Annotated in this window: 14 protein-coding genes and 1 pseudogene; 4 read left to right on the forward strand and 11 right to left on the reverse strand. The window is 67.4% G+C overall.

Features of this window, described 5'->3' with window-relative positions; genetic code table 11:
- Positions 1-151: 151 nt before the first annotated feature.
- From V3N99_08030 to V3N99_08040, 3 genes are all read right to left on the reverse strand, one after another.
- Positions 152-541 carry a hypothetical protein gene (locus tag V3N99_08030; GenBank protein MEO3936696.1) on the reverse strand — a complete coding sequence of 130 codons (390 nt, stop codon included), beginning with the start codon at positions 539-541 and terminating at the stop codon, positions 152-154.
- A 525-nt stretch (positions 542-1,066) separates the two neighbouring features.
- Positions 1,067-1,849, reverse strand: a complete 783-nt coding sequence (locus tag V3N99_08035) for an alpha/beta hydrolase (GenBank protein MEO3936697.1) — start codon at positions 1,847-1,849, stop codon at positions 1,067-1,069.
- A 37-nt stretch (positions 1,850-1,886) separates the two neighbouring features.
- Positions 1,887-3,017 carry an ISAs1 family transposase gene (locus V3N99_08040; GenBank protein MEO3936698.1) on the reverse strand — a complete coding sequence of 377 codons (1,131 nt, stop codon included), beginning with the start codon at positions 3,015-3,017 and terminating at the stop codon, positions 1,887-1,889.
- Positions 3,018-3,344: 327 nt separating this feature from the next.
- Here V3N99_08040 and V3N99_08045 point away from each other — a divergent pair, with 327 nt between their 5' ends.
- Positions 3,345-3,890, forward strand: a complete 546-nt coding sequence (locus V3N99_08045) for a TetR/AcrR family transcriptional regulator (protein MEO3936699.1) — start codon at positions 3,345-3,347, stop codon at positions 3,888-3,890.
- Positions 3,891-4,138: 248 nt separating this feature from the next.
- On the opposite strand, the gene V3N99_08050 is transcribed toward V3N99_08045, so the two are convergent.
- Positions 4,139-4,900 (reverse strand): class I SAM-dependent methyltransferase, encoded by a 762-nt coding sequence (locus tag V3N99_08050; protein MEO3936700.1) that lies wholly within the window; start codon positions 4,898-4,900, stop codon positions 4,139-4,141.
- A 263-nt stretch (positions 4,901-5,163) separates the two neighbouring features.
- Here V3N99_08050 and V3N99_08055 point away from each other — a divergent pair.
- A pseudogene (locus V3N99_08055) lies at positions 5,164-5,514 on the forward strand (recombinase family protein).
- A gap of 50 nt (positions 5,515-5,564) precedes the next feature.
- Here V3N99_08055 and V3N99_08060 read toward each other — a convergent pair.
- From V3N99_08060 to V3N99_08070, 3 genes are all read right to left on the reverse strand, one after another.
- Positions 5,565-5,993 carry a hypothetical protein gene (locus V3N99_08060; protein ID MEO3936701.1) on the reverse strand — a complete coding sequence of 143 codons (429 nt, stop codon included), beginning with the start codon at positions 5,991-5,993 and terminating at the stop codon, positions 5,565-5,567.
- A gap of 812 nt (positions 5,994-6,805) precedes the next feature.
- Positions 6,806-7,378: a response regulator transcription factor gene (locus V3N99_08065; protein MEO3936702.1), complete on the reverse strand. Its 573-nt coding sequence runs from the start codon at positions 7,376-7,378 to the stop codon at positions 6,806-6,808.
- On the reverse strand, positions 7,366-8,553 hold the full coding sequence (locus V3N99_08070; GenBank protein ID MEO3936703.1) for a hypothetical protein: 1,188 nt from the start codon (positions 8,551-8,553) through the stop codon (positions 7,366-7,368). Before V3N99_08070 ends, V3N99_08065 begins: the two co-directional genes overlap by 13 nt.
- A gap of 240 nt (positions 8,554-8,793) precedes the next feature.
- Between V3N99_08070 and V3N99_08075 the strand changes: the two genes are divergently transcribed.
- The gene (locus tag V3N99_08075) at positions 8,794-9,933 is read left to right on the forward strand and encodes an IS630 family transposase (GenBank protein MEO3936704.1); all 1,140 of its coding nucleotides are present in this window, start codon (positions 8,794-8,796) and stop codon (positions 9,931-9,933) included.
- 123 nt (positions 9,934-10,056) lie between these two features.
- On the opposite strand, the gene V3N99_08080 is transcribed toward V3N99_08075, so the two are convergent.
- From V3N99_08080 to V3N99_08095, 4 genes are all read right to left on the reverse strand, one after another.
- Positions 10,057-10,575, reverse strand: coding sequence for a hypothetical protein (locus V3N99_08080; protein MEO3936705.1), 519 nt, complete (start codon positions 10,573-10,575; stop codon positions 10,057-10,059).
- 287 nt (positions 10,576-10,862) lie between these two features.
- Entirely contained in the window at positions 10,863-11,096 is a 234-nt protein-coding gene (locus tag V3N99_08085; GenBank protein MEO3936706.1) for a histone-like nucleoid-structuring protein Lsr2, read from the reverse strand.
- Between the two features lie 33 nt (positions 11,097-11,129).
- Positions 11,130-11,429, reverse strand: a complete 300-nt coding sequence (locus V3N99_08090; protein ID MEO3936707.1) for a hypothetical protein — start codon at positions 11,427-11,429, stop codon at positions 11,130-11,132.
- A gap of 488 nt (positions 11,430-11,917) precedes the next feature.
- Positions 11,918-12,358 (reverse strand): hypothetical protein, encoded by a 441-nt coding sequence (locus V3N99_08095; GenBank protein ID MEO3936708.1) that lies wholly within the window; start codon positions 12,356-12,358, stop codon positions 11,918-11,920.
- Between the two features lie 944 nt (positions 12,359-13,302).
- Here V3N99_08095 and V3N99_08100 point away from each other — a divergent pair.
- Positions 13,303-13,950, forward strand: a complete 648-nt coding sequence (locus V3N99_08100) for a hypothetical protein (GenBank protein ID MEO3936709.1) — start codon at positions 13,303-13,305, stop codon at positions 13,948-13,950.
- Positions 13,951-14,011: the final 61 nt, after the last annotated feature.

Consider the following 14,011-nt stretch of genomic DNA (forward strand, 5'->3'; position numbering starts at 1 on the left):
GAAGCCCCCTCAAAGCGACGTCTCAGCTCTCGGATGGCCTCGCGACGTCGGGCCAGCCCAGGACGTCGTGTGAGGTGATCGGACCGGGCAGGGCGTCGAGAGAGTGCTGTTCTGGACGAAAAGCTCGGCGAACAGCGGTTCGAAGGTCGCTTCAAGCAATCAACCGTCGAGCCTGCCAAGACCCGTAGCCGTCGTTGCGCAGCCAGTACCACTTGAACGTCGTGAAGTTGCGGAACGGGATGTCGATACGGATCTCGAGCCGGAGCGTGACGACGATAATCGTGGTGAGAGCTCTTTGCATCTCGGCGTCCGTCATGTCTCGCCTCCCCCGGTGCCGAAGGCCATGAGGTCGTCGTGAATGAGTCCCCCCGAGAGCCAGGGCAACCTCCACGTCGGGGTGCGTTGGGCTGGGGCCTCGTCGAAGGTCGTCGAGGAGGGTTTCATTCAGGCCCTCACGGCCGGGCACCGTCCCGCCCGTCGACCATGGCGAGAAGTCGATGTCAGAAACGAGCTTGGTGTTGAAGAAGTCGTCGGCGTTCATGGGTGAAGCCTGACACCTCTGTCTGACCCGTTCACTGACGGATAGAATGGGCCATCTATCACTCACTCAGGTGTCACACCCTCGGGCCAGACTGGTGCCATGACCGACGCCCACGACCTCGCCCCCTCGCTGCACGGTCGACCTCGGTGAGCCTCGTGGCATGGCAGCCCGCCGTCGTCGTGGTCGACGACAGAGACGTCGCCGTTGAGTGACTCCCCCTCGCTGGCCGTGACCCCTTCGAGCGGTTGGCGGCCGCCTTCTTGGCCGGCTACGCGACAACATTGGCCAAGGCCTACACCGGCGACCTCAGGGCGTGGGCGCAGTGGTGCAGCTTTCGCCGGCGCTGTCCCTCCGCGATCTTGTCCTTAGGGGATCCCTCTACGGACCGTTGGGGATTGCAGCGATCATGAGCACGCTGGCTCCGGCGACTTCGACCCAGGAGTAGAATCAGATGAGGTAGAACCCCGGCAGCGGCTCGGGTGGCTGTGATGAGCGGTGGGTTGTTCGATCTCGGCGGGGATCTGCTCAGGTGGCCGCCGCGGGGCTGGTGTCCTTGCCGAGCAGTAGCGGTAGCAGGTTGTGGGCGACGGCGGCGGGTTGCTCTTCGTGGGAGAACAGGGCGGCGTTCTCGATGATCGTGAGGGAGGCGTTGGGGAAGGTCCCGAGCATGTCGTGGGTGCGCTCCAGCGGGAAGAACGGGTCCTTGGCGCCCCAGATGAGCCCGACCGGGACCTGCAGGCGGGCGTGAAGCGCGGCCAGCTGGTGAACCAGGCCGGTGTCGAAGGTGCGCAGCAGCCTGGCGGCGGCGTCGCGCCGGTCGCGGTTCACACTGAGCGGTGCGAGGAAGAACTCGCAGAACTCCCCGTCGAGCAACGACCGGTCGACGAACGTGCCCCGGAAAGCCTGCTGGCGCAGGCTGCGGTGCCCGGCGATGTGTCCGAGCGCGCCGCTGATCCCGGGGAGCTTGCCTGCGGCGAGGAACGACGTAAACCGCAGGCTGAGGCCGGTCGACTGCTCGGTGTCGATCAAGGCCAGGGAGCGCAAGCGCGGGTCCTCGACCATCGCGTGCCGGGCGATGAGGCCGCCGCTGTCATGACCCACGACCGCGACGTCCTGCAGGCCCAGCAGGTCCACGACGCGCCGAACACTGACGACGTGCTGCTGCACCGAGAGCGTCGTGGTCGGGCTGAACCGGCTCGAGCCGGCACCGGGCAGGTCGATGACGTGACAGGTGAGCTGCGACGCGAGGTGCGGCAGCAGGGTCCGGAACGTGGCGCCGCTGACGGGCCAGCCGTGCACGAACAGCACATCAGGGCCCTCGCCAGGGCACCGGAAAGGTCGTGTGTTAGCAGGTCAGCAGGCATGTGAGGGCTCGTTCTGGGTCGCGGGCGTGGTGTCGTAGCGCTTGGGCGATGTTGTTCCAGCCGGTCAGTCGCAGGAGGCTGATGGCGGTGTTGCGCAGGGTGGCCATGACCCGGGGCGTGTGTCCGGTGCGGACCTGGGAGCGGTCTTCGTCGAAGGAGACGTCACGCACCCAATGAAGGCGATCCTCGATGCCCCAGTGTCCGCGGACCCAGGCGGCGAGGACTGCCGGCGGTGCGTCGTGGTGATCGGCGGAGGTGATGACGTAGACGACCTCGACGCTCTTCTTGCCGGCCCGGGTGACGGTGCGGCGGATCTGGGCGACCTGCGCCGCACCGACGAAGCCGACCCCGGCGGGGGCGGCGACCGCCTTGATGGTGCGGGTCGTGCGGCGACCGTGGCTGGTGGTGGTGGACGAGTGCGCGGGCACGTCCGCCCAGGGCAGCGTCTTGAGCTGGCGGTGCAGGGTCGGGGTGTTCCCCTTGACGGTGAACACGTACTGGCCACCGGCGGTCGTGATGGCCAAGGCGGTGTCAGTTTGGGTGTGCATGGCATCGACGGTGACCACAACACCGGTCAGGTCGAAACACGCGAGGAGGTCTCGTACCGCAGGGATCTCGTTGCTCTTCGCGGCGACCTGGACCTGTCCGAGGACGGTGCCGGTCGCGTGGTCGAACGCGGCGACCAGATGCGGCGCGGACGTCGTCGCGGTGCGGGCACCGCGTACGGTCTTGCCGTCGAGGGCGATCACCCGCTGCCCGTTGACGACGGCGCTGCGGGTCCAGAGCCATGCCCCGAGGGCCCGGTCGAGGTGGTCGGCGTCGAGGCGGCCGAACAGCTTGCGGAGTGTGGACTCATCGGGGCTGGACGCGCTGGAGGGGCTGAGCCCGATCCGGGTCCGGTGCTCCCCGGGCAGGTCGGCCGCCCACTCCCCGATCGCGGCGAACGAGCGGGCCCCGGCCAGGACCGCGGTCACTGCGACCGCCAGGACCCCGGCCAGGGGGTAGCGCACCCCGCGCGGGTCCCGCGGGTCGGGCACCGTCGCGAGCAGCTCCAGCAGATGGCCGGCACGTGAGGCCCGGCCGGGTTGCGCCTTGACAGGGGTGATCGGCAAAGATGACATCGGCGGGTGTGGTCCTTGCTGAGACGGTGGCCTGAAGAACTTCCATCTCAGCCCCTCGGGCCACACCCGTCCCACACGCCACGCCGGTCACACTCCCGCAAACCCGCTGGTCACAGCCCTACTCACCGACCTTTCCGGTGCCCTGGGGCCCTCGCCGATCCGGCGGTAGGCGACCTCACCCTGACCGACGTCGAGGAACCGGTCAGGGTCACGGCGGAACAGCTCGGCGGCTTCAGCGGAGGTGGGTGCACGCATGGTCTCTCCCGGGCTTGTTGTAGTAGTCACTACAACATAGCGGCTTCCGCCTAGGCTCGCTAAATGGGCCACCGTCATAGCAAGCAGGATCTGCTCGACGGCGCGGTCGCGCTGGCCCTTGAAGAGGGGCTCGCCCACCTGAGCTTCGGTCGGGTCGCCAGGCGTGCGGGCGTCAGCGACCGCATCGTCGTTTACTACTTCCCGAGCCGGGAAGTGCTCGTCACCGAGGTGTTCTCCCAGGTCGCCGCCCGGCTGCAGACAGTGCTGCTGTCGGCGTTCGCCACCCCGGTCACCGACCACCTGGACCTCATACGAACGGCCTGGCCGGTCCTGGCTCACCCTGACGCCGACCCCGTGTTCGCGCTGTACTTCGAAGCCGCCGGGATGGCTGTGGGCGGCCACGCCCCGTTCCACACCCTGGTGCCAGAGCTCGTCAGGTCGTGGGTGAGCTGGGCCGCGGAACTGCTACCCGGCAGCGCGCCGCACCGAACCCGCGAGGCCGAGGCTGCCATCGCCCTGATCGACGGCCTGCTGCTGCTGCGACAGCTCCTCGGGCCACAACCAGCCGCACGAGCGTTCAGCGCGCTCACCGCAGCGGAGGTCGAGTGAGTCGACCAGCCGGCACTGCGGGCCGGACCGGCGTCACAGAAGCTGAAAGATGGGCGAACCCAGCGACCCGCGTGCGCGGAGCAACCCAGTATCCGCGTCCGATGGCCGAAGGGCTATCGGCACACTCGAGGGCCGGACCGCCCGTCGACGATCTTGCGTCGAAGACCAGCGTCGAGCGGGACGGTTACGGCGGTTGACCTGGAACGCCCCGGGCGCGGAGCCCGTGGCCGGGGGTGGTTACTCGCGGGTCAGGACGGGCGACGGGCGAGGTGCAGGATGACGTCGGCGTGGACCTCGACCTGCTCGGGCAGCACCTGGAGGGTGCGGGTGAACACCTGCTCGCGCTGCACTCCAGGTAGTTGCAGGTACGCCGACACTGTCGAGAGGTAGCCGACCCACGCCTGCGCCGGCCACCGCAGCCGCCGCTCGATGACGAGCTGGCGGACGTCGGTGAACAGGGGCGACTGCTCCAACTCCGTCCCCGGCCACTGCATCACCCTGTCAGGTGGAGTGCCGTCGGGTGAGGGCACACCGTCGTCGCTAAGGAAGGGCGCGCGGGCGGCCCGGACGGCGTCCTGCAGGGGCTCGTCGGCCAGCTCGACCGGGCCGCCGAACGACGCGACGACCCCAGCCGGCTCAAGCCGCGCGGCGATACGCGGCCACCGGCCAGACGGCTCCGTCCAGTGCAGCGAGGCCGCCGCGAACACCAGATCGAAGCGGCCGGTCGGTCCAAGGTCCTCGAGGGATGCCTGCATGGTCACCACGCCGGCCGGCACGTGCCGGCGCAGTTCGCCGAACATGGCGCCGTCCGGGTCGGTGGCCGTGACGTCGACACCCCGGGCGGCGAAGGCGCGGGTGGCCTTGCCGGTGCCGGCACCGATCTCGAGGGCCTGCCGCACGGGCCGGCCGGCGTAGTCCAGCACCGCGTGGACGAGCTCGTCGGGGTACCCGGGGCGGAAGCGCTCGTACCGCACTGCCACCTCACCGAAACTTAGCGCCCGCGACGTCATGCATCGACCCTGCCACGCATCCGCGGCTGCCAGCAGCGACGGCGCGGCGACCACCGTCGGACAGCACGAAGACCGCGAGAGCCGGCGAGATCTAAGCCACGCCACCTACTCTTGCTTGTGTCACAGGAGGAACCCTCACCGGGACACCACAGCAGCGGCGCCCGTCGGCTTTGGCTCAGCACAGGCCGACCCCTCATCCGATCCCGTAAGACCCGCCTGATTTAAAGCCCGGTGAAGGTACCTCCACCGGTACAGTTCACGGCATGGCAACCTTGTTCGTAGGGTACGCCCGCTGCTCGACCGACGACCGGGACCTCACCGCCCAGCGCAACGCCCTCGAGGCGCCCTCGAGGCACTCGGGGTGGGGCCCGAACGGGTCTACGTCTACCACGGCCTGACCGGCACCAACCGGGCCCGACCCGGCCTGCGCGAGGCCTGACTGCCTGCCAGCTGCCTGCCACGCCGGCGACACTCTCGTCGTGACCAAGCTCGATCGCCTCGCACGGTCCCTGACCGACGTGCGCAACATCGTCGAGGAGCTCACCGCCGGCGAGGTCAAGCTCAACATCGGCGGGTCCGTGCACGACCCCACAGACCCGGTCGGCCGGCTCATGGAGCTCGACACCAGCAGCCCGACCTCACCCACCCCGGTGAATTGCCGAGGCTAGATGTACTGAGCCGAAAAGCCTTTGTCGAGGGAAGAGATGGTTGAGCCGTTGATAAAGTCGAAGACCTCCGACCCCTCGGTATCAATACCATTTTCAGTAACAACACACCATGCTCCGACCGGGTTTCCAGCGTAGGTTCCACGCTGCAGTTGCGCGGTCATGGCCGCACGCTCGTCAGACATTGCGTCATTGATGCGCTGGATTCCAATCTCGTTCAACGCGAAGCACGAAATTATCACTCCCTGCCGACTACGTGCTGCGACGAACTCGACCGTCCCTGCGTTGGTGTAGGCGAAGCCGTCTTTGCTATGACGGGTGTTGTCGTGCCGCAGCCGCATCACACCCCACAAATAGTTTCTGAGTTCCTCAACGGTTGCAGTACGAGAAAACCAGTGCGCACTCGACCCCCGGCGGAGTGCAGCCACATATGAACTGAAGGGGTGATCGGGCGGGTAGGGTGATCCGTTCAATATGGACATGACATACGCTTTCATCACGCGATTGACTGGTGGCGCGCTGGGGTTAGCCAAACGTCCAGGCAGGATTCAAAGCAGGCGGGTGAATGATGAGCGGTAAGGGTGCGCACCCATCCATCCGACTATTTATTAGCTTACTTACTTGCAAACTAACTAAGGATGCAGACAGAGTATTGCGCGATGATTGTAAAAACTAATCAAACCAACCATCTCCACGTTCCAGGAGTCTCGACATGGCATCGGTACCTGGCTTATCAGCGGTCTCGCGAACCACGCGATGCCGATGGTCGGCATCGGTACCTCGCACCCAAGGCGGTCCAGAGAACCCACTGCGCTGCTCCTCATCAGCACTACAACCGTCGCAGTGGATTCCGTTGCGGCCACAGTGGTTCCACAAATATGGGCAAGAGTTATTCCATGACTGTCCGGGCAAGAGGGCCATCGGCGTGACTACTTTTTCTACTTGAGGAGCTCGCGGGCTTTATTGCCCCGTGAACTCGATTCCTTCATGAGCTTTTTGAGATCTTCGACCTCATTATTATTCAGCGAACTGACCCCCTTTATTTGAACTTTTAGGAGTATCTTGTCGTACTTGTCGTCTGCCATATCCTCGACCTTTCTGTCGCTGGCCTCAGCCAAACGGCTGAAAGCACGTGCTGTGGCGTGTTGATACCCACTCCCACAGGTTACCGCCACAGGGGCCCCGGAGGGCCCCGGCGACGCTACCCCTATGGGGTTAGTTTTTGGCAGCGGCAGAACTTTCAGCTCAGGCGCCGATACTTCGCTCGAATGTTGCGCAGGTGCACTTTCACTGTCTGGTGCTTCATCCCCAGACGGGCAGCAACCCGCTCCCAGGTGAGTCCGGAGCCGAAGTACTCGAGGACGTCTCGCTCCCGGTCCGTGAGCTCGGGTCGTCCAGCGCGCCGGTCGCGGCTCATGATGAACGCGAGCTCAGGGCTGATCGGCTGCCCGCCCTCCACAGCCTGCAGGACAGCCTGCGTCAGGGCCGCGAGATCTGCGCTCTTGCGGAGGTAACCGGCGGCGCCGGCCTCGATGGCACCGAGCACAGTGGTGTCCTCCTCGTCAGCGGACACGATGACGACGACGGCACCGGCCTGGGTCAGTGCCCGGACGTTGGCCACCGGGAGGGAGCCGTCATCCAGGTGCACGTCGAGGACCACCACGTCCGGCTGCGGGCCTGATACCAGGCACTCAGCGACGGTCCGGAACCCACCGCCGTAGACGAACCGCGGCTCCTTCGAGATCCACCCGCGGAACCCCTGGAGGATGAGTGGGTGGTCGTCGATGGCTGCGACCCGGATCACGGGGTCCACGCCAGCTCCACCATGGTGCCCATCGAATCGCTGTCAATGCTCAAGGTGCCGTCGACGGCCGTCCAGCGCCGACGGATCGATCCCTCGACTCCACCATCAGCCGCGACCTGCCCCGGGTCGAAACCGGTGCCGCGGTCGGTGACGCGGATCCGGATCCCACCGGTCTCGTCACCCACGCTCCACACCCACGCCTCCCTCACCCCGGCGTGCTTGACCACGTTGTTGAGTGCTTCCCTCACCGCTCCCGCAGCGGCGTCGACGACGTGCGCTGGAAGCGCATGCGGGACGGCGTCGGTGAAGGAGTGGACCTTCAGCCCGAAGGCCTCAACTTCGTGGACGACCTCGGCCAACACCACCGGCAGGGGCGACAGCTCGGTGGCATCGTCCACAGCCGCATTGAGCGACCGCACAAGGTTGGCATCGGACGAGCACCGGCGACGCACGCTGTCTTCGGCGTAATCGAGCCCCCCACGGGAAATACCCTCCAGAGTGGACAGCACGGTGTCGTGCAAGCGTTGGTACTGGCGCGCCCGCTCGTCGTAGCGAGCCTCACTCCGCGCACGCGCCGCCTCTGCGGCTGACGCCTCCCTCGTCGCAGCGTCTGCTGCGCGTCCATCGGACAACAACCTCTGGCCCACCATGAAGCCAGCCCACGCAAACGCCGCGAGGAAGCCGACGTTGCTCATAGCGTCGGGCCAGTGCTCGCTGAAGTCGCGAGAGGCACCAATGAGGTAGCCGGCAATCAGCATCCCAGTCACTGCAGCCATGGCAGACCGCCCCAGGAAGAGGCTGGCCAGGATCGCCGCGCCGATGACCGGCCCCAGAGACCAGTTCGCTGTCTGCGTCGCCTGCCCGTCCGCACACAGAAGACCAACGACGACCGCCAGCACCGCTTGTAGACCTGCGTCGGCGAGCATCCACGACAGCGTGAACCAACCCCGGCGCAGGGCCGACCAGAACAAGGACACGTTCCACGCGACCGCGAGGGCGAACACACAGATCGTTGCCGGATAGGAGCGGTAGGACTGTGGAGCCGCAAAAAGGGGGACCAGCGCGGGCACGACCTGAGCAACACGCAGGAGCGCAAGGGAGCGCACAAGCCAGTGGGTCGCGTTCTTCTCAGCCGGTCCCACCTCCGGCGCGCCTAGGGGCGCGGCAACGGTCATCGCATCCATCACCGTCAGTGTGGCGCTACCCAGCCCAGGAAGCTCTACCCCTACGGGATTAGAAGACTGCCTGCGGCTGCCATCTCGCTACGCGTGCCAACTTGTCCGTGCGTAGGGAGAACGGCTCCGCAGCATGCTCGGCGAGCGACCGAGCCGGCGAGCGACGATCTGCAGCGGCCGCTCCGCAACATCCCTGCTAGCTAGTGTCCTGCACCGGAAATTCGCAAGATAAGTAGTAGACTTTCACCCATGGCGAGAACGGGCCGACCCATGAGCGAGCTGACTCTGGCGCAGGACGAGCGTGAGCAGCTGGTGCGATGGTCAAGGCGGGCGAAGTCGTCCCAGGCGTTGGCGTTGCGATCTAAGATCGTGCTGTCGTGTGCGGCTGGGGCGAACAACAAAACCGTTGCGGCACAGCTGAACTGCTCGGAAGCGACGGTCGGGAAGTGGCGTCGCCGTTTCGTCGCGGAGCGCCTGGACGGGCTCGTCGACGAGCCGCGACCGGGTCGACCACCGTCGATCAGCGTCGATCAGGTGGAGGAGATCGTGATCGCCACGTTGGAGCAGACCCCGACGAACGCCACGCACTGGTCGCGGGCCTCGATGGCCCAACGCTCAGGCCTGTCCAAGACCACGATCGGGCGGATCTGGAAGGCCTTCGAGCTCAAGCCCCACCGGGTCGACGGGTTCAAGCTGTCGAAGGACCCGTTGTTTGTGGAGAAGGTCTACGACGTGGTCGGCCTCTACCTCGATCCTCCGGAGAGCGCGGTCGTCTTGTGCGTCGACGAGAAGAGCCAGGTCCAGGCCTTGGCTTGCAGCAGCCCGGTGCTGCCGATGATGCCCGGGATGCCCGAGCGCCGCACCCACGACTACGTCCGACACGGGGTGACCAGCCTGTTCGCCGCGTTCAACATCGCCGACGGCACCGTCATCACCTCGATCCACCGACGCCACCGGGCGATCGAGTTCAAGAAGTTCCTGGCCAAGATCGACACCGAGATCCCCGACGACCTCGACGTGCACGTGGTCTGTGACAACTACGGCACCCATAAAACACCGGCCATCACCGCCTGGCTGGCCCGGCACCCCCGCTTCCACATGCATTTCACCCCCACCAGCTCCAGTTGGCTCAACCAAGTAGAACGCTGGTTCGGGTTCATCACCGACGAGCTCATCCGCCGCGGCAGCCACACCTCGGTCCGCGCCCTCGAGACCGACATCCGCGCCTGGGCCACGGCAAGGAACGACAACCCCCGCCCCTTCATCTGGACCAAACCCGCTGAAGAGATCCTCGAATCCATCGGACGACTTCTAACACGTATTTCCGGTGCAGGACACTATCGGGAGGCAATATCGGGCACGCCCGACCGGTGGGAGGTTGGCCCTTAGGGTGATCTCTGGCGTCCACATCGTCCCAACCCGAGCCGGTGTGGGCGCCGCCCGGACGTGGCCACGTCGCCCGCGGGCAACTTTTGCCGTGGCGGCGGTCAGCTCACCCCCGGGGGCTCACAGTCAGGGTTGTTGGGGGGCCTGACGGGTGGTCGCCCGGGTGGTGCGGCTGGCGCAGGAGCGGCTGCAGAACCGGCGGCGGGCCGACCCGACCAGCGCACAGAACTCCACCCCGCACCCGGTGCAGGTCGTGACCCGCCCCGTCCGGGTCGCCCGACCGGCCGCGGCGATCCGGGCGTTCCGCTGCGCGGCGGCCGCCGGCGAAACCGGCAGCCCTCCCGCGATCCGGGCCGCGGCCGCCCGGGCAGCGTCCCGCGATCCGGCCAGTGCCTGCTGCGTGGCCGTGCTTCCGGCCGCGTTCGCGGCCTGCTTCACACGGATCTCGGTACTGACCAAGCCGCGGCTACGGGACAGACCGTGCTCGAGCCGGTACGCCGCGGCGGTGGAGCCGTGGGCTCGGGCCACGTGCAGGCCCAGGTGGGCGAACGCTCCCCCACAGTCCGAGCAAAGAAGGAGCCCGTCGGGGGTCGCCTCGAGGATCCCGTACCGGCCGCACCCGTCAACGTCACCGACTTGCCGCATCCCAGACTCCCGCTGATCGGTCTGGCTCCCGTCCCGGTCGGCCTGGTCGGCCAGGTCGGCCTGGTCGGACTGGTCGTGTCGCGGGTCAGCCCCGTTCACGAGCCGCGCTCACCGGCGCTGCTGTGGCCGTGAGTCGCCGCCGGCCCGGCCGGCTCGGCCGGCCCGGAATGAGTTTGTGACGCCATCTCGACCGACAGCCTCCTCTGCTGCGATGTGTACTCAGGACCTCGACAGGCGCCGGAATCTACTAGGTGTGCCTGTCCGGTGCGGCCGGGGTGTGGCGTGGGTCAGCGGGGTCGACGCCGGGCGTGTGATCGAGTGGATCGCGCAGCGACGCGTGAGGGGCGGGACACGAGAGCGCCGGCGGTGATGAAGGGCTCGAGCGCCTTCAGCATCTTCTGTTGGTTCCGGCTAGAGAGGTCGACGGAGTAGACGGTGTCCTTGAAGGAGAACACCACGGTCTCCGCGTCGTCGCTGCCGTCGAGGTCGTCGGTGATCGTGACGATGGTGCGTTGGGCCATGCCCCATTGTGGTGGAGATGACCCCGGCGGGAGCTAAGCCAGGTAGTCGCGTAGGGCTGCTGCGCAGAGTGCGGATCGTGAGGGGGCGTCGTGGGTGGTGACGAGCTGGTCAATGACGTCGACGTTGGACCCCAGCATCCGCATCGAGAGGGTGGCCATGGGCTCAGTTGAGGTGCGTGGTGTCGCGCGGCGAAGGAACAGACCGTCTGACGATGCTGCGGGGGTGCGGACGGCCATGAGGTCGCCCAGGTGGTCCTGCGTGGCGGCGAGGGCGTCGAGCAGGACCTCCGGCTGGGAGAGACGCTCAGCGCGGGCATGGGTCTTGAGCTGCACGACCAGGGCGGCTGGCAGGGAAAGGGTGATGGGACGGGGGACATGAGCCTCGGCGTTGGTGGGCCGACGCCCGGGACGTATCCCACGATTCGAGGGGTCCCCTCCCCTGCTGTGGCCGGCGACCTCGCCCACCCGGCCGACAGTTGCCCGTGCCTGTGAGGCGGCCAGGACGGCGTCGTGGTGAGGGGTTGCAACGTCGGCATCATCAGGTGTGGGGTGGTTGGCGTTCGGCGTGAGTGCCGGGTTTGGGGCTGGCAATGGGCGGCGCACTGGCGGGCCGGGGAGTCGCGCGGTGCGAGGGGTCCCGGTGGTGGAGTCGACGCGGGCCAGGCCAGGCACGGCTGTCAGTGGTGGTCGTCGGGAGGGCGAAGGGAGTGACGCGGTCTGCGGTGGCTTCCCGCTCGGGTTATCCAGCCTCCAGGGGTGGTCTGGGTCGCTGGCGCGTGGAGGGGTGACAGCTGGTGTCGGGTGAGCAGCGTCGGGGGTGGTCATGCGGAGACCTCGGTGGTCTTCTCGTGCTGGTCGATGCTGGTGAGGATCTCCTGGGTGAGGAGGACGAAGTCTTCGGCGAGGGCGGGGGCGGAGCCGGGGACCCGGTCGGGGCGGCGGCCTTCCTTGCGGGCTTTCCAGTAGGGCTCGGAAATGTCGACCTGTTCGGCGACCTCGTGGATGAGGAGGCCCTTCTCCTCGGACTCCACCACCGGGGACAGGGCGTGGCGGATGACGTGGCTGAAGACGGGGGCGGCTCCTCCGAGGACGGTGGTGATGTCGTCGATGGCGTTGCGGCGGATGACGGTGGCGTTGGTCTCGACGTCGTACAACAGTGCCCCGAGCAGCTCGATGTCGGGATTGGTGCTGCGGACGGCGAGGACTTCGTTGGCGAGGGCACGCTGGCCGTCGATGCTGGTGCGCCCGGGCCGGGTAGGCACGATAATTTTGTGGGTGGCGCCGAGCGCGAGACGCAGCAGGAGCGGCCGCGGTGATGGTGTCCTTGCAGCGCGGGCCTAGAAGCTGACGCGGGTGGTGTGGCCGCCTGTCGAGTTGGGCGTGGCCCTGTCGGAACGGCGGACACGCCGGACCCGGACCCGGATCCGGCGCGGACTCGCTCACACACAGACCAGAGCCTCCCTGTTACAACGGCTTCGCCGCGTCCCAATACTTCTCGGCTTCGCCTCCCCTGCCCTGCCCGGACCTGCTCGGGCTATCTGCGCTTTGGTGCTCCCCGCTGGAGTCGGGACCGGCGCGAACCGAAGGCGCCTGGTTGAGGCAGGATTATGCCTGATCTTGACTGCCAGGCCGTCTTGCGGTCTAGGTTTGCCCAGTCGAGGCTGGGGGCTGGGGGAGGTCTTGAAGTTGTGTCGAGTCGTGGAGGTAGTCGATGGGGTTCTCGATCCGGGTGATGCCGGGGGTGCGTGTTCGGGCTTCTTCGCGGGGGGTGCGGGCCAGCGTCGGCCCGCGCGCGTTGCGGGTGCATGCCGGCTCTGGGCGTACCGGCATCTCGACGGGGGTCGGGCCGGTGTCGTACTACACGAGCGTGGGTGGGACGAGCAGGCGTGGACGCTCAGGAGGGTCGGGACGTCCACAAGGGACGGGCAGTGCGGCAGCGTCTCGTCAGCTGGCGGCTGCGGGACGCCGGGCGGAGAAGGCGGAACAGGCCAAGGCTCTCGCGGACTCGCTGCAGCAGATCCTGGACCTGCACCGGGCCGAGTTCGACGCAGCGACCCCGCAGACGCCCACACCTCCACCGCAGGTAGATCTCACGCCGATCCGGGCCCGGCACCGGGCTGCGGCACGGACCGGTACCCGGCCGTTTTCCGCGCAGCGTAAGGCCGCGGTCGCGGCCGCTGACGTCTCCGCGCAGGCGGAGGCCGACGTGGTCGCCGCGCGCTGGCGGGACGAGTTCGAGCAGTGGCATCGCGATGCGGACCACTGGTGGACCGCGCTCAACGGGGGCGAGCCACAGACCGTGATGGCAGCCCTAGCCACAGCGTTCGAGGACAACGAGGCCGCGGCCGCACCACTGGGGGTCGAAGGCCGCGAGGCGACGTTGGTGGTGTTGGTGCCACCGCCGTCGGCGGTTCCCGAGCGGCGTCCCACCCTGACCGACTCCGGGAACCTGTCCTTGAAGAAGCTGACGAAGCGTCAGTCGTCGGACCTCTACCTGCAGATGGTGTGCGGGTACCTCCTGGTCACCCTCAAGGAAGCGTTCGCGGTCGTCCCCGGGCTGCACTCAGTTCGGGTGGTCGCCGTACGCGCCACCCCCGTCGACACCTACGGCCGGGTCCAGGCCGAAGCGGTGATGGCGGCCCGGGTCGAGCGCTCCCGGCTGGCGGGGGTCCGGTGGGCTGACGCCGACGCCGCGCATGCCGTCAACGACGTCGCAACCGAGCTGGTCTGGCAGCAGAAGGGCCCATCCCACGAGCTCGTTCCCATCGATCTGAACGCTCACCCCCAGATCGCTACCGTCCTGAACGCCGTCGACATCGATGAGTTGGCCGACGCGACACCAAGGACACACTGAACGCGGCGGGCGGCGTGGGTCACGGAGCTGCAGCGTCGGGCCGAGTTCTCACCGTAGGCAC

The organism is Dermatophilaceae bacterium Soc4.6, assembly GCA_039889245.1.
In the GTDB taxonomy this organism is placed as follows: Bacteria; Actinomycetota; Actinomycetes; order Actinomycetales; family Dermatophilaceae; genus Lapillicoccus.